22 protein-coding genes and 1 riboswitch are annotated in these 22995 nt (G+C 34.7%); of the genes, 14 read left to right on the top strand and 8 right to left on the bottom strand.

Annotated features, from left to right (window positions below; translation table 11 throughout):
- Positions 1-8: 8 nt before the first annotated feature.
- A riboswitch (cobalamin riboswitch) is annotated at positions 9-229 on the bottom strand.
- Between the two features lie 81 nt (positions 230-310).
- The 7 genes from V7Z48_RS11065 to V7Z48_RS11095 all read left to right on the top strand — a co-directional run bounded on the left by V7Z48_RS11065 (position 311) and on the right by V7Z48_RS11095 (position 6912).
- Positions 311-1453, top strand: a complete 1143-nt coding sequence (locus V7Z48_RS11065) for an ABC transporter substrate-binding protein (protein ID WP_334113543.1) — start codon at positions 311-313, stop codon at positions 1451-1453.
- A gap of 150 nt (positions 1454-1603) precedes the next feature.
- Positions 1604-2635 carry a FecCD family ABC transporter permease gene (locus V7Z48_RS11070; RefSeq protein WP_334113566.1) on the top strand — a complete coding sequence of 344 codons (1032 nt, stop codon included), beginning with the start codon at positions 1604-1606 and terminating at the stop codon, positions 2633-2635.
- A 162-nt stretch (positions 2636-2797) separates the two neighbouring features.
- Complete coding sequence (locus tag V7Z48_RS11075) at positions 2798-3589, top strand: ABC transporter ATP-binding protein (protein ID WP_334113544.1); 792 nt, start codon at positions 2798-2800, stop codon at positions 3587-3589.
- A gap of 22 nt (positions 3590-3611) precedes the next feature.
- The gene (gene rmuC / locus V7Z48_RS11080; protein WP_334113546.1) at positions 3612-4931 is read left to right on the top strand and encodes a DNA recombination protein RmuC; all 1320 of its coding nucleotides are present in this window, start codon (positions 3612-3614) and stop codon (positions 4929-4931) included.
- Between the two features lie 124 nt (positions 4932-5055).
- Positions 5056-5670: a transcriptional regulator gene (locus V7Z48_RS11085; protein ID WP_334113547.1), complete on the top strand. Its 615-nt coding sequence runs from the start codon at positions 5056-5058 to the stop codon at positions 5668-5670.
- Positions 5667-6380, top strand: coding sequence for a DUF3307 domain-containing protein (locus V7Z48_RS11090; protein ID WP_334113548.1), 714 nt, complete (start codon positions 5667-5669; stop codon positions 6378-6380). Before V7Z48_RS11085 ends, V7Z48_RS11090 begins: the two co-directional genes overlap by 4 nt.
- Positions 6373-6912, top strand: coding sequence for an acyl-CoA thioesterase (locus tag V7Z48_RS11095; RefSeq protein ID WP_334113549.1), 540 nt, complete (start codon positions 6373-6375; stop codon positions 6910-6912). The genes V7Z48_RS11090 and V7Z48_RS11095 overlap by 8 nt, the downstream gene beginning before the upstream one ends.
- Before the next feature lie 48 nt (positions 6913-6960).
- On the opposite strand, the gene V7Z48_RS11100 is transcribed toward V7Z48_RS11095, so the two are convergent.
- From V7Z48_RS11100 to rpmH, 4 genes are all read right to left on the bottom strand, one after another.
- Positions 6961-7755, bottom strand: a complete 795-nt coding sequence (locus tag V7Z48_RS11100) for a T9SS type A sorting domain-containing protein (RefSeq protein ID WP_334113550.1) — start codon at positions 7753-7755, stop codon at positions 6961-6963.
- Positions 7756-7766: 11 nt separating this feature from the next.
- Positions 7767-8285 (bottom strand): ankyrin repeat domain-containing protein, encoded by a 519-nt coding sequence (locus tag V7Z48_RS11105; RefSeq protein ID WP_334113551.1) that lies wholly within the window; start codon positions 8283-8285, stop codon positions 7767-7769.
- Positions 8286-8357: 72 nt separating this feature from the next.
- Entirely contained in the window at positions 8358-11210 is a 2853-nt protein-coding gene (carB, locus tag V7Z48_RS11110; RefSeq protein WP_334113552.1) for a carbamoyl-phosphate synthase large subunit, read from the bottom strand.
- A 102-nt stretch (positions 11211-11312) separates the two neighbouring features.
- Entirely contained in the window at positions 11313-11474 is a 162-nt protein-coding gene (rpmH, locus tag V7Z48_RS11115; RefSeq protein WP_188215129.1) for a 50S ribosomal protein L34, read from the bottom strand.
- Positions 11475-11638: 164 nt separating this feature from the next.
- Between rpmH and V7Z48_RS11120 the strand changes: the two genes are divergently transcribed.
- Entirely contained in the window at positions 11639-12199 is a 561-nt protein-coding gene (locus tag V7Z48_RS11120; RefSeq protein ID WP_334113554.1) for a tetratricopeptide repeat protein, read from the top strand.
- On the opposite strand, the gene V7Z48_RS11125 is transcribed toward V7Z48_RS11120, so the two are convergent.
- Together V7Z48_RS11125 and V7Z48_RS11130 are read right to left on the bottom strand one after the other, a co-directional pair.
- Positions 12200-13135, bottom strand: coding sequence for a lytic transglycosylase domain-containing protein (locus V7Z48_RS11125; protein ID WP_334113555.1), 936 nt, complete (start codon positions 13133-13135; stop codon positions 12200-12202).
- 44 nt (positions 13136-13179) lie between these two features.
- Positions 13180-13854, bottom strand: a complete 675-nt coding sequence (locus V7Z48_RS11130) for an alpha/beta hydrolase (protein WP_334113556.1) — start codon at positions 13852-13854, stop codon at positions 13180-13182.
- Between the two features lie 92 nt (positions 13855-13946).
- On the opposite strand from V7Z48_RS11130, the gene V7Z48_RS11135 reads away from it, so the two are divergent.
- Positions 13947-14243: a GNAT family N-acetyltransferase gene (locus V7Z48_RS11135; protein WP_334113557.1), complete on the top strand. Its 297-nt coding sequence runs from the start codon at positions 13947-13949 to the stop codon at positions 14241-14243.
- Between the two features lie 130 nt (positions 14244-14373).
- The gene (locus V7Z48_RS11140; RefSeq protein WP_334113558.1) at positions 14374-16005 is read left to right on the top strand and encodes an ABC transporter substrate-binding protein; all 1632 of its coding nucleotides are present in this window, start codon (positions 14374-14376) and stop codon (positions 16003-16005) included.
- On the opposite strand, the gene V7Z48_RS11145 is transcribed toward V7Z48_RS11140, so the two are convergent.
- Positions 16002-17177: a GlmU family protein gene (locus V7Z48_RS11145; protein WP_334113559.1), complete on the bottom strand. Its 1176-nt coding sequence runs from the start codon at positions 17175-17177 to the stop codon at positions 16002-16004. The two genes, V7Z48_RS11140 and V7Z48_RS11145, sit on opposite strands and share 4 nt — an antisense overlap.
- Before the next feature lie 120 nt (positions 17178-17297).
- Entirely contained in the window at positions 17298-17549 is a 252-nt protein-coding gene (locus V7Z48_RS11150; protein ID WP_334113560.1) for a type B 50S ribosomal protein L31, read from the bottom strand.
- Positions 17550-17708: 159 nt separating this feature from the next.
- Between V7Z48_RS11150 and V7Z48_RS11155 the strand changes: the two genes are divergently transcribed.
- The 4 genes from V7Z48_RS11155 to V7Z48_RS11170 are packed head-to-tail and all read left to right on the top strand — an operon-like array spanning position 17709 to position 22846.
- The gene (locus V7Z48_RS11155; RefSeq protein ID WP_334113561.1) at positions 17709-18239 is read left to right on the top strand and encodes a DUF4199 domain-containing protein; all 531 of its coding nucleotides are present in this window, start codon (positions 17709-17711) and stop codon (positions 18237-18239) included.
- Positions 18240-18282: 43 nt separating this feature from the next.
- Positions 18283-19233 (top strand): glycosyltransferase family 2 protein, encoded by a 951-nt coding sequence (locus V7Z48_RS11160; RefSeq protein WP_334113562.1) that lies wholly within the window; start codon positions 18283-18285, stop codon positions 19231-19233.
- Between the two features lie 55 nt (positions 19234-19288).
- Positions 19289-21019: a phospho-sugar mutase gene (locus V7Z48_RS11165; RefSeq protein ID WP_334113564.1), complete on the top strand. Its 1731-nt coding sequence runs from the start codon at positions 19289-19291 to the stop codon at positions 21017-21019.
- Positions 21020-22846: an ABC transporter ATP-binding protein gene (locus tag V7Z48_RS11170; RefSeq protein WP_334113565.1), complete on the top strand. Its 1827-nt coding sequence runs from the start codon at positions 21020-21022 to the stop codon at positions 22844-22846.
- Positions 22847-22995 lie beyond the last annotated feature (149 nt).

A 22995-nucleotide genomic window follows, 5' to 3' on the forward strand; every position in this document is an offset into this window, starting at 1 on the left:
AAGTTTGACTTATTGTTTTGAAAATGGCAGGTCTCCTGGCTTAACCTTGTTATGTCACCTTCCCATTCGCCAAAGGCGAACAGTGGTTTTTAAAGTCATAACAACTCAATAATGAGATGCTGAAACAAGTTCAACATAGCTTTACAGTTGCGGGAACAGCTTCGGCTTTACACCGAATTCCCTTTTAATCATACTACTTTGTAAGAGCAGCACAAACCAAAATTCTGGGCGAATGTAAACATTTTTTAAGTGTAGCAAAAGTAAAGTTCAAATAATGTTACTTTTGTTTTTTGAACTTAATAAGTAATTTATGAGATTTCAAACCTTAGTTTTTAGTTTGGTTTTTTTAGTCTTTTTTACATGTAAAAACGAGAAAACCACATCTTCTTCAACTTCTTCATCTCTTGGAGAAATCATTGAAATAAAATATGCCGAAGGTTTTTCAATTTCAGACTACGGTACTTATAAGATTTTAGAAGTCAACAATCCATGGCCCGAAGCCAATCAAGTATTTCGTTATGCATTGGTGAACGATAAAAATAATTTTTCTTCGGAAGAAGACTTTGATGCAGTGGTACAAGTGCCAATTAAAAACTTGATTGTTACCTCGACAACGCATATTCCTTCATTAGAAATGCTTAACGAACAGAATAAACTAATCGGGTTTCCTAATTTGGATTTTATTTCTTCGGAAAAAACCCGAAATAGAATTAACGCCAATCAAATAACCGAAATTGGTAACAACGAATCCATTAATACCGAAAACGTCATCGCCCTTCAACCTGATGTGATGATTGGTTTTGCGGTTAGCGGAAACAACAAAACTTATACAAACCTCGAACGCGCCGGAATTCCGGTGGTTTACAATGGCGACTGGACCGAACAATCGCCACTTGGAAAGGCTGAATGGATTAAGTTTTTTGGAGCGTTCTTTGATAAGACTGATGAAGCCACTAAAATTTTCAAAGATATAGAAAACAATTATTTAGACATAAAAACCATGGCCTCAAAGGCCACCAAAAAACCGACAGTTTTAAGTGGTGCCATGTGGAAAGATATCTGGTATTTACCACAAGGCAATAGTTGGGCAGCAGCCTTTATTAATGATGCCAATGCCGAATATCTTTGGAAGACAAGTGAAGGTACTGGTAGTATCGCCTTAAATATTGAAACCGTCATCGAAAAAGCGCATCATGCCGAATTTTGGATTGGTCCTGGTCAGTTTTCAAGTTACGATCAAATGATAGAGGCAAGTAAGGCATATACCCAATTTGAAGCTTTTAAAAGCAAACAGGTATATAGTTTTTCAACTTTAAAAGGTGAAACTGGTGGCGTTATTTACTACGAACTTGCCCCTAACCGACCCGATTTGGTTTTAAAAGATTTAGTGAAGATATTGCATCCAAATTTGTTGCCTGATTATGAATTGTATTTTTTTAGGGCATTAGAATAATATTAACGGCTAAAGTTGTACCACAAAGTTACGCAGAGGTGCCTCAAATGACCACAGAGAAAAAGTATTTAAAATTATCGTTGCGAAACTCTGTGCTACTTTGTTTCACTTTGCGGTACAACATACAAATTGTCAAAATAAATTAATACTCTGGAAAAAACAACCACATACAAAAAACACTTTTTAGCTTTAAGCATCCTATTATTTTTAGTGATTTTCGCTAACATCAGTTTAGGCTCAGTGGCTATCCCTTTAAAAGAAGTTTTTAAAAGTTTGTTTCACCTTCAAACCGATAATACCGCTTGGGATTTTATCATCCAAAATTACCGCCTGCCTAAAGCTTTAACTGCCATCATGGTTGGCTCTGGTCTTTCAATTTGCGGTTTATTAATGCAAACATTATTTAGAAATCCGCTAGCAGGACCATTTGTATTAGGTGTTAGCAGTGGTGCCAGTTTAGGTGTTGCCTTACTCATTATGGGTGCTGCCAGTTTTAGTGGATTTTTAGGAGCTACTTTACTCGGAACTTGGAGTTTGGTAATTGCTGCCGGACTCGGAAGTTTTTTAGTAATGCTAGCCGTGCTCGCTATAACCGTTAGAGTTAAAGATACCATGGCCATACTTATTATAGGTTTGATGTTTGGGAGCGTTACCGCAGCTATTGTTGGTGTGTTAGCTTATTTTAGTCCTGCCGAACAATTACAACAATACATTTTTTGGTCGTTTGGCAGCTTAGGCAACAATTCTTGGGATGGCATGTTGGTACTTTTTATTTGTTTTATGGCTGGTTTTGCCATGTCCGTCTTAACAATAAAACCATTAAATGCACTGCTCTTAGGGGAAAATTATGCCAAAAGTCAAGGATTAAATATTGGAAAAAGCCGACTCATTATATTGGTAGCCACCTGCGTCTTGGCAGGAGCCATTACAGCTTTTGCTGGGCCAGTTGCCTTTATTGGTTTAGCCGTACCACATATCACCAGACAAATTTTCACGACCGCCAATCATCAAATTTTAATTCCCGCAGTAATTTTATGCGGTGCTATTATTATGCTAATTTGTGACAGCATTGCACAATTGCCATTTACAGATTATACTTTACCCATCAATGCCATTACGTCCTTGGTTGGTGCGCCTGTGGTGATTTGGTTGTTGGTGAGGAGACGTAAGTTGTTGTTTTAAAATTTTTACAAAAAATTATCTCGATGATTTTGCTTAAGTCTTAGGCCTACAGGTAATTACTCAGAATAAAAATATTTTACAGAAACCATTAGTTAATCAATTTAAAATTTCTTTGCGTAACTTTACGTAACCTCTGTGTAACTTCGCGATACAATTTTACAAATGCAAAATCAAGATAACTTCACCCTTCAAACAAAAAACCTTTCTATTGGATATTTCAATAAAAAAGGAAATCACACTGTGGCTAAAGATTTAAATTTTTCTTTAAACAAAGGTGAACTTGTTGGCCTGGTTGGCAGCAATGGTATTGGAAAATCAACTTTGCTACGCTCTTTATGTAAGGTTCAAAAAATATTGTCTGGCGACATTTTTGTAAATAATAAAAACTTAAAAAGTTTCACCTTCGAATCACTCGCCGAAACCTTAAGCGTGGTTTTAACCGAAACCCCAGCATCTAAAAATATTACTGTTGGAGAACTTGTGGCACTCGGCCGTCAGCCTTACACCAATTGGTTAGGTACCTTAACAGAAGATGACAAACAGCACATCCTTCAAGCACTTGAAGCCACTGAAATGAGTTCGTTTAAAAATAGAAAATGTTATGAATTAAGCGACGGACAATTACAACGCGCCTTAATAGCAAGAGCATTGGCTCAAGACACACCCATCATTATTTTAGATGAACCCACAACCCATTTAGATTTATACCACCGGGCATCTATTTTAAAACTGTTGAAAAACTTAAGCAAAACAACAGATAAAACCATCCTATTTTCCACCCACGAAATTGATTTGGCTATTCAATTGTGTGACCAAATGCTTATCATGACTCCAGAAGAATCCTATTTTGGTGATCCATGCCAGTTGATTGAATCTGGGCATTTTTCAAAATTATTTCCAAAAAACCTGATTGATTTTGATGGTGATGTTGGAAGGTTTAAAATCATAAATTAAATATCTTTACAAAAAACACTTTATGAACACCACTACCCTTATTATACTCATTATTATATTTTTAGTTATCGGCGGAATTATTGGTTATTTTATGAGTAACCTCAAACAGAAAGCAGCCATTTCATCTCTCGAGGAACGTTTACGCGCCTTCACTGAAAATGAAAAAAAACTATTTCAAAATATTCAGAATATAGAACAAGAACGAGAATCAATAAGAACCGAAAAAGACCATTTATCCTTACAACTTACACGTCAAAATGCCGATTTTGAAAATCTTAAACAACGCAGTGACGAACAAAAAGCCGAGGTTGAAAAACTTCAGGAACGCTTTCAAAAAGAATTCGAAAATTTGGCAAATAAAATACTGGATGAAAAATCCACCAAATTCACTACTCAAAACAAAGAAAATCTGGACGCTATTTTAAAACCATTGCAGGAAAAAATAAAAAGCTTCGAAGATAAAGTTGAACATACTCAAAAGGAAAGTATTGGTATGCATGCCTCATTAAAAGAGCAATTGCTGAATTTAAAAGACCTCAATCAGAAAATGACTGATGAGGCCAATAACCTAACGCGTGCCTTAAAAGGTGATAGTAAAATGCAAGGAAATTGGGGTGAATTGGTATTGGAGCGCGTATTGGAGAAATCCGGGTTAGAAAAAGACCGTGAGTATTTTGTGCAACAAAGCTTTCTTCGTGAAGACGGCATACGCGTAATGCCCGATGTAGTATTACATCTACCCGATTCTAAAAAAATGATCATCGATGCCAAAGTTTCTCTTGTAGATTACGAACGATTTGTAAATGCCCCAGAAGAAGAGCGTCCCGTATATTTAAAGGCCCATGTGAATTCAATTAGAAAACATGTAGAACAATTATCCGCCAAAAATTATCAAGATTTATACGATATAGAATCGCCCGATTTTGTGTTGATGTTTATCCCTATTGAACCCGCATTTGCGATTGCCATAAATGATGACAATTCTTTATATAATAAAGCCTTTGAGAAAAATATTGTAATAGTTACACCTTCTACTTTGTTAGCCACGCTGCGAACTATTGATAGCATGTGGAACAATGAAAAACAACAACAAAACGCTTTAGAAATTGCTAAACAGGCAGGTGCTTTATATGATAAATTTGAAGGACTTGTAATTGATTTGTTGGGAATTGGCAAAAAAATTGATGCCGCAAAAAGCGACTATTCTAATGCCATGAACAAGCTTAGTACTGGTAAAGGCAGTCTTATTTCTCGTGTAGAAAATCTTAAAAAAATGGGCGCCAAAGCCAAAAAAGAATTGCCCGAAGCCATCTTAAAACGCGCTAAACAAGACGAAGATTAATGATGTTAATTCGTATTTTGTTTTTATTCCTTTTTAAAGGCATAAATTAAATTATTCCATATTTAAGGCATAAATTTGATTATTCCATAAAAAAGGCATATATTTGATTTCATTAAAGCATTATATGACCAGTATCTTAACAGGCGATATCATAAAATCCAGAGGCACACAAAGCCAAGATGTTTGGCTAGAGCCCTTAAAAAAGGCGATGAATCAAGTGGCCAAAATGCCAAATTTATTCGAAATATATAGGGGTGACAGTTTCCAATTAGAGATTGAAGATTACAGCGAAAGTTTTGAAACTGCGGTGTATTTAAAATCTTGCATCAAATCTATTAAGGGTTTCGATGTACGCATGTCTATAGGTATTGGTGAAAAAACTTATACAGGTAAGACCGTGGGTGAATCTAATGGTGAAGCCTTTATTTACTCAGGTGAAATGTTTGAAACTTTAAAAAAAGACAAGCAAAACTTAAAGATAAAAACCAACAGTAACGCGTTTAACAAAGAAATGAATTTGTTTTTCAAACTTGCTTTAATTGCTATGGATAATTGGACACCCAATTCAGCTGAAATAGTGAAATTAACCTTAGAAAACCCAAATAAAATTCAAGAAGAACTGGCAAAACTTATAGGAATTAGTCAAGATGCCGTGAGTAAACGTCAAAAAAGAGCTTATATTGACGAAATTTTAGAACTCAACCAATTATATCAACAAAAGATAAAAACATTGTTATGATTGTACTTATAAAATTACTGATAGCACACTTAATTGGCGATTTTTTTCTTCAGCCTAAAACATGGGTCGACGAAAAGGAAACAGGTAAATTAAAATCTCCCAAGTTATACATTCATACAGCAGTTCATATTGCGTTGATGTTCCTGATAGTTTTCGACGTCTCGTATTGGAGGTTAATTCTACTCATTGGAGTTTCGCATTATATAATAGATGCTTTCAAACTTACACTTCAGAAAAAAAAGACAAAGCGTTTTTATTTTTTTGCGGATCAAATTCTTCACCTTATGGTGATTTTTTCAAGCTATTACTGGTTCTATGCCCAAAATCTAAACTTAAATTTCAACATAAACGAAACCCATTTATTGTTCTTGTTGGGCGTACTTTTTTTAAGTTATCCAACATCAATTATGATTAAAGTAATTTTTTCGAAATGGAATTTATCCAAAATTGTATCAGATAACGAATCCTTAGAGGACGCGGGAACCTACATTGGGATTCTCAAACGATTATTAGTGTTTGTATTTATAATATTAAATCAATGGGCAGCAGTAGGATTTTTAATTGCTGCAAAGTCTGTTTTTAGATTTGGCGACCTATCAGCCGCTAAGGAACGCAAACTAACCGAATACGTTTTAATCGGCACCTTAATTAGTTTTGGCATAGCAATTATAACCGGAATCATGTTTAATATACTGTCAACTTATGTTTAAAAGTGTAGAAGAATCAAAAATTCAAATCTCAGAATTAATGTTACCATCCAATACCAATTTCGGTGGTAAAATTCACGGAGGATACATACTAAAATTAATGGACCAAATAGCATTTGCGTGTGCCTCCAAACATTCAGGAAGTTATTGTGTTACTGCGTCGGTTGACAGTGTTAATTTTTTAAATCCGATTGAAGTAGGTGAATTGGTAACCATGAAAGCGTCGGTAAATTACGTCGGTAAATCGTCGATGGTTGTTGGTATAAGAGTTGAATCTGAAAACATTCAAACTGGCAAAAAGAAACATTGTAATTCTTCGTATTTTACAATGGTTGCAGTAAATGAAAACGGAGTAACAAGCACTGTTCCTGGCTTACGATTAACCAATAAAATTGACGCCAAACGATTTATTAAGGCAATTAAACGAAGAGAAAGCGAAACCGAACGCACTTCAACCTTAGACAAAATCTACAAAAATGTTCAAGAACACTTAGAAATATTAAAAAACTACAGAGTTCAAATTGATTTTAAATAAAAAAAGCCATTCTATTTCTAAAATGGCTTATAAAATTTATTCAGTTTTTTATTGTTTTATAAATCGTTTTGTTTGTGTTACGTCATTAGAAGTGACTTTCACCAAATAAACTCCACTATTCCAATTAGTAACATTAACTGAGCTACTTAAACTTGAAATGTCTCCACTGTAAACCATTTTTCCTAAGACATCAAAAACGTTTAATTTAGCATTATTCATGCCATTTGGTAAAATAATATTTAATCTGTTTTTTGAAGGATTTGGTGCTATTGAAAACTCATTGGTTTGAAAACGATTAGTTGAAAGTGTTAAGGACTCTAGAGATGCACCCCTATTTGGCCCATGCCATTGCAAAACAAAAGTTTCATCAGTAGAATAAGCCCATACTAATTGAAGAGAAGTATCGGTTGCAGCAAAAACATAGTCGTTACTATTTCCAGTATTAGGTAATCTCGTCGCAATTAATGTTCTAACATTTCCTTGAACTTCGTTTGATGTGACAGTCCAATCTTCTCTTGAATCTAACGACGGTGTAATTCCTTGAGAATTTTGGCCTGGTGTTTGTCCTGGAAATCCAAAATATCTATCGGTTAGCGTTGAACCGTCATATATAACAACATCCTCACCTGCTATCATGTTATCGGTGCCAAAACCAAGACTTAACCATCTATTCGCGGGACCAATTAAGGTTAAGGTAACTAAATCATCAGTTACATCAATTTGGGCTGAATATGTTTCTGGACTTGTTGTAAAAGTTAGCAGTCCGGTACTGTACGTTTGGCTTTTAATAGAGAAGCACAAAATAACGAAAACGCTAAAAAATGCTCGTGTAATTTTTTTCATATTTTCTTTTTTTAATCGAAGATAGTAATAATCTTCTTATTTTTTGATATTAATGCGTAATCAAATGCAGATTTTCCTTTGTTATTCATTTTGTATTTATCTGCATTGTAACCTATAAGCATTTTTACTAGGTCATAATTTTCAGACATTACCGCATAATGTAAAGGTGTTGTACCATTGCTATCAGCCAAATTAGGGTTTGCTCCCTTTTCTAGCAACACTTTTACAATTGCTGGTCTATTTTTAAACACAGCCGCCATGAGCGCCGTTCCATTACTGTCATTATGATTTATATTTTTAGTTCTTTTTGCTAAGTATATTGCAACCTCCTCACTTCCAGAATAACAAGCTAATGTAATAGGTAAATATCCTGTTTCATTAATTGAATTAATGGTGTCCGGATTAATTTTTATTAAAACTTCAATATCACTAACCGAGCCAAATCTTGCGACATCAAAGATATTTCTTTGAGCAAAACTAAAACCGTTACTAAAAATTATAATTATAAAAGTCAGTAATCCAAAGTGCATAAAAAAAAGTATATTTTATGCTAAATTAATAATTATTAAGCATATAGAATTGTAGTTTATCGAATATATAAGCTATTTACTGAGATACATTTTTCGTCTTGAATACAGATTATAAAATTCATCATCTTTTAGGTTATCTATAAACAAAATACTTTCGCCTGTACTTTTCATTTCTGGACCTAACTTTTTATTGACATTGGGAAATTTATTGAACGAAAACACAGGCTGTTTTATGGCATAACCTTTTAATTGTGGATTAAAGTTAAAATCAGTTACCTTATTGATTCCGAGCATTACTTTGGTGGCGTAATTAACATAAGGCTCTCCATACGCTTTAGCTATAAAAGGCACTGTTCTAGAAGCACGTGGATTGGCTTCAATGATGTAAACAATATCGTCTTTGATAGCGAACTGAACGTTTAATAATCCCACCGTATTTAGAGCTAAAGCAATTTTCTTGGTGTGATCTTTAATTTGTTGCATCACAAATTCACCTAAATTAAATGGAGGTAGAGTAGCATTGCTATCACCTGAGTGGATTCCGCAAGGCTCAATATGCTCCATAATTCCGATAATATATACATTTTCGCCATCGCAAATAGCATCGGCTTCTGCTTCTATGGCACCGTCTAAATAACGATCCAGCAATAATTTATTGTTGGGTATCTTGCGTAACAAATCTACTACGTGCTCTTCTAATTCTTGTTTATTTATGACAATTTTCATGCCTTGGCCTCCTAAAACGTAGGACGGTCTTACCAGAATAGGAAAGTCTAATCTATCAGCGACAAGTAACGCTTCTTCGGCAGTTTCTGCAACATCAAACTCTGGATAAGGAATATTATTTTCTTGTAGTAGTTTTGAAAAACTACCTCTGTCTTCTGCTAAATCAAGAGATTTAAAAGTAGTTCCAATAATTTTTATGCCGTATCTATCCAATTTTTCAGCGAGCTTTAAAGCTGTCTGCCCACCAAGCTGAACAATCACGCCCTCAGGCTTTTCATGTTGAATAATATCATAAATATGTTCCCAAAATACGGGTTCAAAATAAAGTTTATCCGCAATGTCGAAATCGGTTGAAACCGTTTCCGGATTACAATTTATCATAATAGTTTCGTAACCACATTCTGCTGCGGCTAAAACACCGTGAACACAACAATAATCAAACTCTATACCTTGGCCAATACGGTTTGGTCCCGAACCTAAAACTATTATTTTCTTTCTGTCTGTCACCACACTTTCGTTGGAAACATAAGTATGTCCGTCAGAGGTAGTAATTTCACTTTCAAAAGTTGAATAGTAATAAGGTGTTTGTGCTTTAAATTCTGCAGCACAAGTATCAACAAGTTTGAAAACACGTTTCACATTAAACTCGTCGCGTTTTTTATACACTTGACTTTCTAAGCAACCTAACATATGCGCAATTTGCCGATCACCATAGCCTTTTTGTTTGGCTTCTAGGAGTAAATCTTTTTCAATAGTGTTGATGTTATATTTAGATATTTCTTTTTCAAGCTGATACAATTCTTCGTATTGCTTTAAAAACCACATATCAATTTTTGTGATATCATAAATTCTCGCTAATGGAATTCCCATTTGAATGGCATCATAAATAACAAAAACTCTGTCCCAACTTGCGAAGGTTAATTTCTCAATGATTTGATCGTAATTTGTATAACCTTTTCCATCTGCACCCAATCCATTTCTCTTAATTTCGAGCGATTGTGTGGCTTTATGTAAGGCTTCTTGAAAAGAGCGTCCTATAGCCATTACCTCACCTACTGCCTTCATTTGCAAACCTAAGGTTCTATCTGACCCTTCAAATTTATCGAAATTCCAACGCGGAATTTTAACTACTACATAATCTAGGGTAGGTTCAAATAAAGCTGAAGTGGATTTGGTAATTTGATTGTTTAATTCATTTAAATGATAGCCTATAGCTAGTTTGGTAGCAACTTTTGCAATTGGATAGCCTGTGGCTTTACTAGCCAAAGCCGAAGAACGCGATACTCTTGGGTTAATTTCAATAGCTATAATGTCTTCCTTTTCATCGGGACTTACCGCGAATTGAACGTTACAACCTCCAGCGAAATCACCAATACTGCGCATCATATGTATGGCCATATCTCGCATACGTTGCTGGGTTTTATCAGAAAGTGTCATAGCAGGCGCAACCGTAATTGAATCACCTGTATGAATGCCCATAGGGTCCATGTTTTCAATAGTACAGATAATTACAACATTGTCGTTTCTATCTCTAAGTAATTCTAATTCATATTCTTTCCAGCCAATAAGGGCCTTGTCTATCATTACCTCATGAATGGGAGATACCTCTAAGCCGCGGGTTAATAATTCATCAAAATCTTCTTCTCTATAAACAATAGAGGCACCAGCACCGCCAAGGGTAAAGGAGGCTCTAATAACCAATGGAAATCCGAATTGTTGCGCAATTTCCTTTCCTTTTAAATAAGAAGTTGCTGTTGCTTGAGGCGCCATTGGAACTCCAATTCTTTCCATTAAATCTCTAAACTTTTCTCTATCTTCAGTAATATTAATGGCAGCAATATCTACACCAATCATCTTCACCCCAAAATCGTCCCAAATGCCCTTTTCGTCAGCTTCAATGCATAAATTTAAAGCGGTTTGACCTCCCATAGTTGGTAAAACAGCATCAATCTGCGGATGATCTTTTAAGATTTTTATTAGTGATTTGGTAGTAAGTGGCAATAGGTATATATGATCAGCCATACTTGGGTCGGTCATAATAGTTGCGGGGTTAGAGTTGATGAGTATGGTTTCGATTCCATCTTCTCTTAATGAGCGTAATGATTGTGATCCTGCGTAATCAAATTCGCAAGCTTGACCAATAACGATAGGTCCCGAGCCTATAATGAGGACAGATTTTATTCTTTGATTTCTTGGCATTTTTTTAAGATAGTATTGAAATTCAAAATTAGTTTACTATGGGGTATAAAAAAAGGTGTTACACCAAAGTAACACCTTTATTATATTAACAATTGTTAATCATTATTTTTTATGTCTTGATTCGGTAGATACAGACAATTTCTTTCTTCCTTTTGCACGTCTGCGTGCTAGGACTTTTCTTCCGTTGGCGCTAGCCATTCTTTCTCTAAAACCGTGCTTGTTTCTTCTTTTTCTTTTGGACGGTTGAAACGTTCTTTTACTCATTGCCGTGTATCTTTATTGCTTAATATTCTGTTTTGAAAATATTTTGACATACCTACGCCAAAACTGGGGGCAAATATACAAAGAGTTTTTACTTTGACAAACCATAAATTAAAAATATTTTCGATTGTTTTTATTACCTTCGCACTTTGAAAAATATAGGATTTATGTTCAATAAAAATATAAAATTAGTTATTGCTTTTTTAATTATAGCCTTTGGTATCTACCAGTTTACGGAAGGTTTTATAGGAAATGGTATCATGTACCTACTACTATCAACCATATTTATTTTTCTTTACTTTAAAAACGAATTTATTCTTTTGGCATTTTTAAAATTGAGAAAACAAGACTTTGAAGGCGCAAAAAAATGGTTAGACAAAATAAAAAACCCGAAATCTGCCTTGGTAAAGAAACAACAAGGTTACTTTTATTACCTGCATGGTTTAATGGTATCTCAATCTAATATGAATCAAGCTGAAAAATTTTTTAAACAGGCAATAAGTTTAGGACTTTCGATGGATCACGATTTGGCGATGGCAAAACTTAATTTAGCAGGTATCGCTTTTAGTAAAAGGCGGCCTCAAGAAGCTAAGCTCCTAATTAATGAAGCTCAAAAACTAGATAAGCGTGGTATGATGACCGATCAAATAAAAATGATGAAAGACCAAATGAAAAAATCTACAGGCCCTCAACCGCATTATGGTAATCGTAATATGAAGCGTCGCTAATTACGGTTTCGAATAATATCCTTTTTCAGGAATTTCGATGGTATATTTTTTTCCGCTTTTATTATTTAGGTGTGATTCTCTTAACCAAGGGTTATGTAGTTTTAATAACTTGTAATTAATATTATGTTGTTCTGCAAAAGCAGTAAAATCAGAAATAGGAGTATCAACCTCAACTTTTAAAGTTGGAATATTATTATATAAGTCTTCAGGTTTAAAATTAAATCCATAAGTTGTAGGATTGTTTAATATTTCTTTTAATGCCACAATTCTAAACATATACCTGCCTGTTTCTTCACCCAAAAGCAAATCGTAATAATCGTTGACGTTTTGAATTTTTAACTGTTTGGAGATTCCACCATTTCCGGCGTTATATGCCGCAGCTGCTAAAGTCCAAGAACCAAAACGTTCTTTAGATTGTTTTAAATATTTACAAGCTACTTCTGTCGCCTTTTCAATATGATAACGTTCATCAACGTTACTATTAATTTCCAATCCAAACTCCTTGCCTGTTTCAGGCATGATTTGCCAAAAACCTCTTGCCCCAGCTGGTGACACGGCGTTAGTCAAGCCGCTTTCAATAACTGCCAAATATTTAAAATCGTCTGGAATATTATTCTTTTTAAGAATAGGTTCAATAATTGGAAAATATTTTTCTGCACGCTTAAACATTAATAAAGCATTTGACTGCCAGTACGTATTTACTAACAGTTCTCTATCCATGCGTTCGTAAATATCAGGATCGTTCAAAGGAACCGCTTCATCTGCAAAATTCAAATCATTTGGAACTTGAATTGCATACACATTGTATTTATTTACAGGATCGTTTTCCAATTTTAATTGTGGAATTGCATCTGGCACTTTTTGTGTTGCTGTTATGATTAAAGTGAGTAGGCAAATAGCACCAAATACCGCCATTATATGCTTTACAGTTTTCATTTCGAATGGATTTTTTGATTATTGAAAGGTATGAAATTAAAGTGTTACTTTAAAGTTTCATTCAAAATTATATGTGGTAAATTTTCGTTAAACCATTTATATTTATTGATGATCATGATGTGAGTGCCTCCCTTAACCACAATACAATTTCCACCGCAAGAATCAGGAAAAACAATATCTTTTTCTCCATGAATATAAATAGCTTGAAGATTGGGAGATTCTTGTTCCCAACATACTACTTGTTTTATGGCCCAATCTAAATAGTACTTGTCACTTACCGACAAATACTTTTTATAAAGTTCAATTCGTTTTTTAACAGTTTCACCAAAAGCAAATTTTGAAAGTGCATCAATATTGCTCACTAATTGTGTGGGTAAAATTTTGTAAGCCTTGGTGATTTTTAATAACTGAAGATGTTTGGGCAGTTCGTACTTATGTTTTACACTAGACACAACTATAAGCTTTTTTAAAGTTATGTATTTTGCCATTTCTTGAACCAGAATGCCACCAAAAGAAACACCTAATAAAACTACGTTGGGTTGGTCTATTCGCAGGCACATTCGTTGCGCATACTGTTGCAAAGATTCCTCTTTTTCGGGAATCATCCAGTCTAACCAATGAATTTTAAATTGGTTTTCTGGAAGTTTAATATATTCAAAAATAGTAGGGCTTGCTGCCATTCCTGGCATTAAATACACATTTATGATTTCTTGATTCATCGAGTTTTAAAATTATTCGTACCTTTGTGTATCTGTTCATGCAAAATAACAGATTCTTTTGCTTACCGACCCTAGGAATAAAATAATTAATTATGATTGATACTTCTCAGCTCATTGACAATGATTTTTTACGTCAGTTTGAATTAAGAATTGATGACGATTTGGCAAAAATTGAATATTCTCTTCAAGACAGGAAAATTTTCCTAACTAAAATTGAATTACCTTCAAATATCGATAATGAAGAATTTGAAGAAGAATTTTTAACTCTGGTGTTCGACAACATCAAAGAACGAAACATTTGCGTTGTTCCAACAAGTCCGCAAATAGCCAAGTTTATGAGGCGTCACCGTCAATATAAACGTATGTTACCTGTAGGTATTAGGATATAATAAAACTAACCAGTTAAAATGAGCCTGAAATTAAAAGTTTCAGGTTTTTTTTATGCATTATAATTATCTTTACCTTTCGCAATTTACTTCAGAAAAAGTATTAAAATAAAACTACAATATCCCTTTTAAAATGAAAACAACAAAGCAATTACAACATAAATATAAGGTATTTATAGGTAGTTTATTGATCGTTATATTCGTTTTTGTGGCTTGCGAAAGTCCTGATTCTAGTAATCAAATTAAATCCGTTTTTAGGTACAACGAACATAAAAATATTGGCTCACTAGATCCAGCTTTCGCCAAAGACAATGCCAATATATGGGCTGTTAACCAACTATTTAATGGCTTGGTTGAAATGGATGATACTCTCAATGTAAAACCTTCAATTGCCAAGCAATGGAGTGTTGATAGTTTGGGGGTGAATTACACCTTTTACTTGCGGGACGATGTGTATTTTCACAAACACCAAGTCTTCGGGAAGGATTCTACTAGGCTAGTTATTGCTTCCGATTTTGTATACAGTTTTAATAGATTAACCGACCCAAAAGTAGCCTCACCTGGGAGTTGGGTGATGCAAAAAGTAAATAAGGTGGAAGCCATAAACGACACCATTCTAAAAATTGAATTAAGCAAAGCATTTCCAGCCTTTTTAGGAATGTTAACAATGAAATATTGCAGTGTAGTGCCGAAGGAAGCAATCGATTTGCTTGGAACAAATTTTAGATCTAACCCCATTGGTACAGGACCTTTTAAATTTAAACGTTGGGAGGAAAATATTAAATTAGTTTTTAGAAAAAACGAACATTACTTTGAGACCGACTCAAATGCTAATCAACTCCCCTATTTAGAAGCTGTTGCCATTACCTTTTTACCCGATAAGCAAAGTGAGTTTTTACAGTTTACACAAGGGAATTTAGATTTTTTAAATGCGCTAGATGCTTCTTATAAAGATGATATTCTAAATCCTGATGGCAGCCTAAGTTCAGTGTATAAAAGCAATACTAATTTAATACGCGTTCCTTACTTAAACACCGAATATCTTGCCTTTTATTTAAATTCAGATATTTCTGAAATTCAATCTTTAAAGCTTAGAAAAGCGATTAATTTAGGATTTGACCGCCATAAAATGATGCTGTATTTACGAAATGGTGTTGGAATTGCGGCTAATGGCGGTTTTATTCCGCAAGGATTGGCCGGTTATAATAATTCATCTGGTTACAGTTACAATCCAGACTTGGCCAAAAAGTTATTACAAGAATTTAAAACGGAAACAGGCATTTCAAAACCATCCATCACCATTACCACTACGAGTAATTATCTGGATTTTTGCGAATATATGCAGCGTGAATTACAAAAAATAGGTCTTGATGTTAAGGTAGATGTAATGCCAGCCTCAGCCTTGAAAGATGCCAAAGCCAATGGAAAATTAGATATTTTTAGAGCTAGCTGGGTAGCCGATTATCCCGATGCTGAAAATTATTTATCACTATTTTACAGTGGGAATTTTGCCCCAAATGGACCCAATTACACACACTTTTCTAACAAATTGTTTGATGAATTATACCAACAGTCTTTTAGTGAAATCGATATTGAGAAACGTCATCAACTTTACTCAAAAATGGATAGTATTGTAATGGCGGAAGCGCCCGTTATAGTATTATTTTATGATGAAGTGATAAGATTCACCAAAAAAAAAGTTGAAGGTTTAGGTATTAATCCTATAAATTTATTAGACTTAAAACGCGTTTCAAAAACACCTTAGCTTTTGCGATACTTCTGACTTAATTCAAATACATGTTGAAGTATATCGGCATCCTGACTGGTGAATTTAACATGGCGTCGCGCCATCACGACTTCAGCCACTTCAAATGCTTTGTCCGTTTTGTACGTAATAAATCCACTACTACCTCCCCAAGAGAAACTTGGAATAAAATTTCTTGGAAAACCACTGCCAAAAATATTAGCACTCACGCCAACTACCGTTCCTGTATTAAACATGGTGTTGATACCGCATTTGCTATGGTCACCCATCATTAAACCGCAAAATTGCAGTCCAGTTTTCGCGAATCCTTCGGTGTTATAATCCCACAAACGCACTTCGGCATAATTATTTTTAAGATTAGAATTATTGGTATCCGCTCCAAGATTACACCATTCACCTATCACCGAATTTCCCAAAAACCCATCATGACCTTTATTAGAATACGCAAACATCACTGAGTTATTTACTTCACCACCAACACGACAATGCGGACCAATCGTTGTGGGACCATAAATTTTAGCTCCCATTTTAACCACGGCATGATCGCATAAAGCAAAAGGACCGCGAATAATACTCCCTTCCATAATTTCGGAATCTCTACCAATATAAATTGGTCCAGAACTGGCATTTAAGGTTACAAAATTTAATTGCGCACCAGGTTCAATGAAAATGTTTTCAGCATTTACAACATTTACGGTAGAAGGAATTGGCTGCGATTTTCGGTTGTCGGTGAGTAATTCAAAATCATCTTGAATAGCAGTTTCGTTTTTGGCAAAAATATCCCAGTTGTTTTCTATGGTTACACTTTCGCCATGGTATTCAATAGCTTCAAAATCATTGAAACTTTCAATTTCCTGCTGTTCTTTTGAAAAAAAAGCAATCACCTGTTCATTGTGAAAAATAGCTTGATTTTCTTCAAGTACTTGAATCATGGCCACCAATTCGGCATTCGGCAGGTAGGAAGCATTAATCATAATATTAGTTTCCATTTCCACCATTGGAAATTTATTGGATAGATAATCTTCGGTAACCGTGGTGATAACCTGACCCAAGTAGGATTCCCATTTTTCGCGTATAGTTAAAATTCCAACTCTAATATCTGCCACAGGTCTAGTGTAAGTGAATGGCAATAGGTTATTGCGAAAAGGTCCATCAAATAATATGTAGTTCATGAGAAAGCTAAAGGTTAGAGATTTTTACCAAATCAAAAATAGCTTAATTATAGAACAAAAAAAAGCCTTTCAACTTCTACTTCTAGAATGAAAGGCCTTAAATATAATAACCTCTTTAGCTTATTTTTTAAACTTCGCGTATTTGTTTTTGAATTTATCAATACGTCCTGCTGTATCCACCAATTTAGATTTACCAGTATAGTAAGGATGAGACGTTCTTGAAATTTCCATTTTTATTAATGGATACTCTGTACCTTCAACCTCAAGAGTTTCATTAGTTTCGGCAGTTGACTTTGTTAAAAACACGTCTTCATTAGACATATCTTTAAATGCTACAAGTCTATAATTTTCTGGATGTATACCTTTTTTCATCGCTTAGCGCTTTATAATCATTTCATTTTTAAGAGGTGCAAATTTAGTGTTTTTTCGCAAATTACCAATTATTTTTGTTTGATTTTTATTTTAATTTAAAATGTAACTTTAACCTATTCAACTGTACTAATATATAAACAACCTAAAACTAAACTTAAAATGGAAAAAACTATTAAATCATCAGCCGTTAATCTCGGTTTATATTTGGGAACAACCTTAGCTCTTATAACCGTTTTGGTCTACGTAATAAATGTAGAATTGCTGGTAGCTTGGTGGCTCGGTATCATATTATTTTTACTGATTTTGGGTTTTGGCATTTATTCTACTGCTAGAGCAAAATCAATGCTAAATGGCTTTATCAGCTTTAAAGATGCGTTTTCTTCTTATTTTATTACCATCGCCATCGGTATTCTAATTAGCGTGGGTGTAACTGTTTTACTATTTGAAATAATCGATAGTGACGCTGCGCTTGTTATTCAGGAAAAGGCAATTGAATCGACCGTAAATATGATGGAACGTTTTGGTGCACCAGTAGCAGAAATTGATAAAACAATTGATGCAATGTCTCAAGAAAATTCGTTTTCGCTGGTAAGTCAATTAAAATCTATTGCCTATCAACTGCTGTTTTATGCCATTGTAGGACTCATAGTAGCCGCATCAATGAAAAAGAAGGATCCTGAATTAGCTTAAATAATTTCAGTATTTTTGACTCCACAAGTTTCAAACCTTCTAAATGAATATTTCCGTTGTAATACCATTACTTAACGAAGAAGAATCGCTTAAAGAGTTACACGATTGGATTGCACAAGTAATGCAATCCAATCGTTTTTCTTATGAAATATTATTTATTGATGATGGTAGCACTGATAAATCCTGGGAAGTTATTGAACAACTATCTAATCAAAATCCCAACGTAAAAGGTATTCAGTTCTTGAAAAATTATGGGAAATCACAAGCATTACACGCCGGATTTGCCCAAGCAAATGGTAATGTAATTATCACCATGGATGCCGATTTACAAGACAATCCAGAGGAAATTCCAGAGCTGTACAACATGGTTGTAAGTCAAAATTACGATATGGTATCCGGCTGGAAAAAAAAGCGCTACGATTCTGTTTTTGCAAAAAATCTTCCTTCTAAATTATTTAACTGGGCTGCCCGTAAAACCTCAGGCGTAAAACTTAATGATTTTAATTGCGGTTTAAAAGCCTATCATAAAAACGTTATAAAAAATATTGAGGTTAGAGGCGAAATGCATCGCTACATTCCAGTCTTGGCTAAAAATGCAGGTTTTTTAAGAATTGGGCAAAAAGTTGTAAAACACCAAGCTAGAAAATACGGTAAAACCAAGTTTGGAGCCGACAGATTTATCCACGGCTTTTTAGACCTCATTACCATATGGTTTCTTTCGCGTTTTGGCAAAAGACCCATGCATCTTTTTGGTGCCTTAGGCGTGCTGATGTTTTTTATTGGTTTTGGTTTTGCCGTTTATCTTGGTATTGATAAATTGTTTTTTAATCCTTATGGACGTCTAATTACGCAACGACCACAATTTTACCTGGCTTTGGCAACTATGATAATCGGTAGCCAATTTTTTATAGCCGGTTTCTTAGGTGAGTTGATTTTACGATCAAAAGATTCTAAAAAACGCTATTTGATTAAAAAGGAAATTAATATTAATTAAATTTGTGGTATTGTCGAGTAACTTTTTTTCAGTTACCTGATTAAAAAACCTAATTATGATTTACATTAAACCAGAAATTCTAGCACGTGTCAATACGTGGCTAACACCAACTTTTGACAACAAAACTCAAGAATACATAAAACACCAAATCGCTTCTAACCCAAAAGATTTAGAGGAAAGTTTTTACAAAGATTTAGAATTTGGAACCGGTGGGATGCGCGGTATTATGGGTGTTGGCACCAACCGTATCAACAAATATACACTTGGTAAAAACACACAAGGGTTAAGTAATTATATGAAACAAGTATTTCCAAGAGAAAAGCTTAAAGTGGCCATTGCTTATGATTGCCGCCATAATAGCAACACCTTGGCAAAAGTTGTGGCCGATGTGTTTTCGGCGAATGATATCACGGTTTATCTTTTTGAAGCCTTACGACCAACGCCTGAATTATCTTTCGCTGTAAAATATTTAGACTGTCATTGTGGTATTGTCTTGACAGCTTCACACAATCCGCCGGAATACAACGGATACAAAGTGTATTGGCAAGATGGAGGCCAATTAGTACCGCCTCAAGATGAAGAGATTATATCGGTGATTGACCGGTTAGATTATTCTGAAATAAAATTTGAAGCCAAAGAACATTTAATTGAAAACATAGGAAAAACAGTAGACAATGCCTTTATTGAAGGATGTATCAAAAACGGTAGTTTTCAAACTTCTTCCAAAGCCAAAGAGCAACTAAAAGTGGTATTCACTTCCCTTCACGGTACTTCTATTGTTTCTATTCCTGAAACTTTACAACGTGCAGGTTATTCTAATGTACATATTGTTAAGGAACAAGCCGAACCTAATGGTGATTTCCCAACGGTTAAATCACCTAATCCTGAAGAACCAGAAGCCTTAAAAATGGCCTTAGAACTAGCCGAAAGAATTGGTGCTGATATCGTTATTGGCACCGATCCTGATTGTGACCGATTGGGCGTGGCTGTAAGAGATTTGGAAAATAAATTAGTGTTGTTAAACGGTAACCAAACCATGGTAATGATGACCGATTTCTTACTTAAACAATGGCAACAACAAGGCAAACTGAACAACAACGAGTTCATAGGTTCCACGATTGTATCAACGCCAATGATGAGTGTTTTGGGAGATGCTTATAAGGTAGAATACAAAATTGGATTGACCGGGTTTAAATGGATTGCTAAAATGATAAAAGATTTCCCAAACAAAGATTTTATTGGCGGTGGTGAAGAGAGTTTTGGGTTTATGGTTGGCGATTTTGTGCGTGATAAAGATGCGGTAACCTCTACCCTACTAGCTTGCGAAATTGCAGCGCAAGCCAAGACCAATGGCAGTTCGTTTTATAGAGAGCTAATTAATCTTTATGTGAAACACGGTTTTTATAAAGAACGCCTAATTTCAATTACTAAAAAAGGTATCGAAGGCGCCGAAGAAATCAACAAAATGATGTCGGATGCCCGTGAAAATCCACTATCAGAAATTAATGGCTCAAAAGTAGTTTTAGTTGAAGATTATGAATTATCCATTGCGAAAAACCAGAAAGATGGCGGAACAACTACCATCGATATCCCTAAATCAAATGTCTTAATTTATTATACGGAAGATGGGACCAAAATTGCATTGCGACCTAGCGGCACCGAACCCAAAATAAAGTTTTATATCAGTGTAAACGCAAGCTTACCAAAAGCCGAAGATTTTAAAACTGTTGAACAACAATTAGAATCTAAAATCGATGCGATTTTAAATGACATGAAACTTAAATAGATGAACTATTTCAAACAAATTCTACGTTTTGCAAAACCGTATAAACGCCACGCCTATTTAAATATTCTATTCAATATTTTTTACGCGCTGTTCAGCGCTTTGGCATTTGTTGCTTTTATTCCAATGCTAGATGTTCTTTTTAATGAAGAAAAGGAAATTGTAAACGTCAAACCGGAATATGAAGGCATCATGAAGCTATCAACCTTTGTTGAAAATAGCCTTTCTTATAACATTCATTCGCTTGCCGAAACCAATAAAATGAACGCCTTATTGTTAGCCATAGGTTTAATTATAAGTTTGTTCCTGCTAAAAAATATTGCAAATTACTTAGCGATGTACTTCATCACTTTTTTGAGGAATGGCGTGCTTAAAGACTTACGAAATGCAATTTACCATAAGTTGGTTGAATTACCTTTAGCTTTCTTTTCTGAGAAACGCAAAGGCGATTCCATAGCGCGTATCTCAAACGATGTTCAAGAAATACAAGTATCGTTTCTATCAATTTTAGAATTGATTGTCAGAGAACCTCTCACCATACTTTTCACCATTATTTTAATGTTCAAAATAAGTACAGAGCTCACCTTGTTTGTGTTTATTTTTTTACCAATATCTGGCTTTATAATTTCACGAATTGGAAAAAGTCTGAAAAAGCAATCCGATCGTGTTCAAAAAGAACAAGGCGAATTCCTTTCTATTGTTGAAGAAACACTTGGCGGACTTAAAGTAATAAAGGGTTTTACTGCGGAACGTAACTTTCAGCAAAAATTCGAAAATTCAACCAGCAGGTTTTATAAATTTTCTAATAGCTTATTAAACCGACAAAATTTAGCCTCACCAACCAGCGAATTTTTAGGAATCGTAGTAATTGCCATTATTTTATGGTTTGGCGGAAAAATGGTATTGGTTGATGGCGTCCTGAAGGGAAGTCAATTTTTGGCTTACTTAGGTTTGGCCTACAATATTCTTACACCTGCAAAAGCTATCAGTAAAGCAAGTTATAGTGTGAAAAAAGGAAATGCGGCTGCCGAACGTGTTTTAGAGATTCTAAATACCAAATCCCCCTTAGAAGATGCATTAAATGCTAGAGAAAAATCAGACTTTAAGTCAAGTTTAAGTCTGAATAATATTTCCTTTAAATACGAGGACGAATTGGTACTCAAAAATTTCAACTTAGAAGTCAAAAAAGGTAAAAGCGTTGCGTTGGTCGGCCAGTCAGGTAGTGGGAAGAGTACCATCGCCAATCTAGTAACAAGATTTTACGATGTAAACGAAGGTCAAATTACAATTGACGGTGAAGATATAAGAAGCCTTACCAAAAAATCCTTAAGAGGTTTGATGGGTCTGGTTACCCAAGATTCTATTCTTTTTAATGATTCAATTAAAAATAATTTGTTGATTGGGAAAGAAAATGCAACCGATGCCGAAGTAATTGATGCTTTAAAAATCGCCAATGCCTGGGAATTTGTGAAAGATTTACCTAAAGGAATTGAAAGTAATATTGGCGATTCTGGCAATAAATTGTCTGGCGGACAAAAGCAACGGCTCAGTATTGCGCGTGCGGTTTTAAAAAATCCACCAATAATGATTCTCGACGAAGCAACCTCAGCCTTAGACACCGAAAGTGAACGCTTGGTGCAAAACGCTTTGGAAAATATGATGAGAAATAGAACTTCAATTATAATCGCGCATAGGTTGTCAACCATTCAGAATGCCGATGAAATTGTAGTCATGCAAAAAGGGAAAATCGCTGAACGTGGCTCACACGCCGAACTCTTAGCTAGCAACGGCATCTACAAAAAATTAGTGGAGATGCAGAGTTTTGACTAACCTAATTTAAAATCTATACATAACAGAAAAGGATAGCCATTACAGCTATCCTTTTCGCTTCTATTACCAGATTTGGGGACACTGGTAATATTCGGTAGGTTAAGACGATGTAAACATATAACATATTTTAATACAAAACAAGAAAAATA

Origin of the sequence: Paucihalobacter sp., from assembly GCF_036825875.1 — a bacterium.
Taxonomy (GTDB): domain Bacteria; phylum Bacteroidota; class Bacteroidia; order Flavobacteriales; family Flavobacteriaceae; genus Paucihalobacter.

Coding starts and splice junctions, on each gene's coding strand:
- V7Z48_RS11125 (WP_334113555.1), bottom strand. CDS start 13,135: ATGAAAACTGTAAAGCATATAATGGCGGTATTTGGTGCTATTTGCCTA.
- V7Z48_RS11095 (WP_334113549.1), top strand. CDS start 6,373: ATGTTTAAAAGTGTAGAAGAATCAAAAATTCAAATCTCAGAATTAATG.
- V7Z48_RS11120 (WP_334113554.1), top strand. CDS start 11,639: ATGTTCAATAAAAATATAAAATTAGTTATTGCTTTTTTAATTATAGCC.
- rpmH (WP_188215129.1), bottom strand. CDS start 11,474: ATGAGTAAAAGAACGTTTCAACCGTCCAAAAGAAAAAGAAGAAACAAG.
- V7Z48_RS11170 (WP_334113565.1), top strand. CDS start 21,020: ATGAACTATTTCAAACAAATTCTACGTTTTGCAAAACCGTATAAACGC.
- V7Z48_RS11085 (WP_334113547.1), top strand. CDS start 5,056: ATGACCAGTATCTTAACAGGCGATATCATAAAATCCAGAGGCACACAA.
- rmuC (WP_334113546.1), top strand. CDS start 3,612: ATGAACACCACTACCCTTATTATACTCATTATTATATTTTTAGTTATC.
- V7Z48_RS11135 (WP_334113557.1), top strand. CDS start 13,947: ATGATTGATACTTCTCAGCTCATTGACAATGATTTTTTACGTCAGTTT.
- V7Z48_RS11130 (WP_334113556.1), bottom strand. CDS start 13,854: ATGAATCAAGAAATCATAAATGTGTATTTAATGCCAGGAATGGCAGCA.
- V7Z48_RS11150 (WP_334113560.1), bottom strand. CDS start 17,549: ATGAAAAAAGGTATACATCCAGAAAATTATAGACTTGTAGCATTTAAA.
- V7Z48_RS11105 (WP_334113551.1), bottom strand. CDS start 8,285: ATGCACTTTGGATTACTGACTTTTATAATTATAATTTTTAGTAACGGT.
- V7Z48_RS11140 (WP_334113558.1), top strand. CDS start 14,374: ATGAAAACAACAAAGCAATTACAACATAAATATAAGGTATTTATAGGT.
- V7Z48_RS11065 (WP_334113543.1), top strand. CDS start 311: ATGAGATTTCAAACCTTAGTTTTTAGTTTGGTTTTTTTAGTCTTTTTT.
- V7Z48_RS11145 (WP_334113559.1), bottom strand. CDS start 17,177: ATGAACTACATATTATTTGATGGACCTTTTCGCAATAACCTATTGCCA.
- V7Z48_RS11155 (WP_334113561.1), top strand. CDS start 17,709: ATGGAAAAAACTATTAAATCATCAGCCGTTAATCTCGGTTTATATTTG.
- V7Z48_RS11090 (WP_334113548.1), top strand. CDS start 5,667: ATGATTGTACTTATAAAATTACTGATAGCACACTTAATTGGCGATTTT.
- V7Z48_RS11075 (WP_334113544.1), top strand. CDS start 2,798: ATGCAAAATCAAGATAACTTCACCCTTCAAACAAAAAACCTTTCTATT.
- carB (WP_334113552.1), bottom strand. CDS start 11,210: ATGCCAAGAAATCAAAGAATAAAATCTGTCCTCATTATAGGCTCGGGA.
- V7Z48_RS11160 (WP_334113562.1), top strand. CDS start 18,283: ATGAATATTTCCGTTGTAATACCATTACTTAACGAAGAAGAATCGCTT.
- V7Z48_RS11165 (WP_334113564.1), top strand. CDS start 19,289: ATGATTTACATTAAACCAGAAATTCTAGCACGTGTCAATACGTGGCTA.
- V7Z48_RS11100 (WP_334113550.1), bottom strand. CDS start 7,755: ATGAAAAAAATTACACGAGCATTTTTTAGCGTTTTCGTTATTTTGTGC.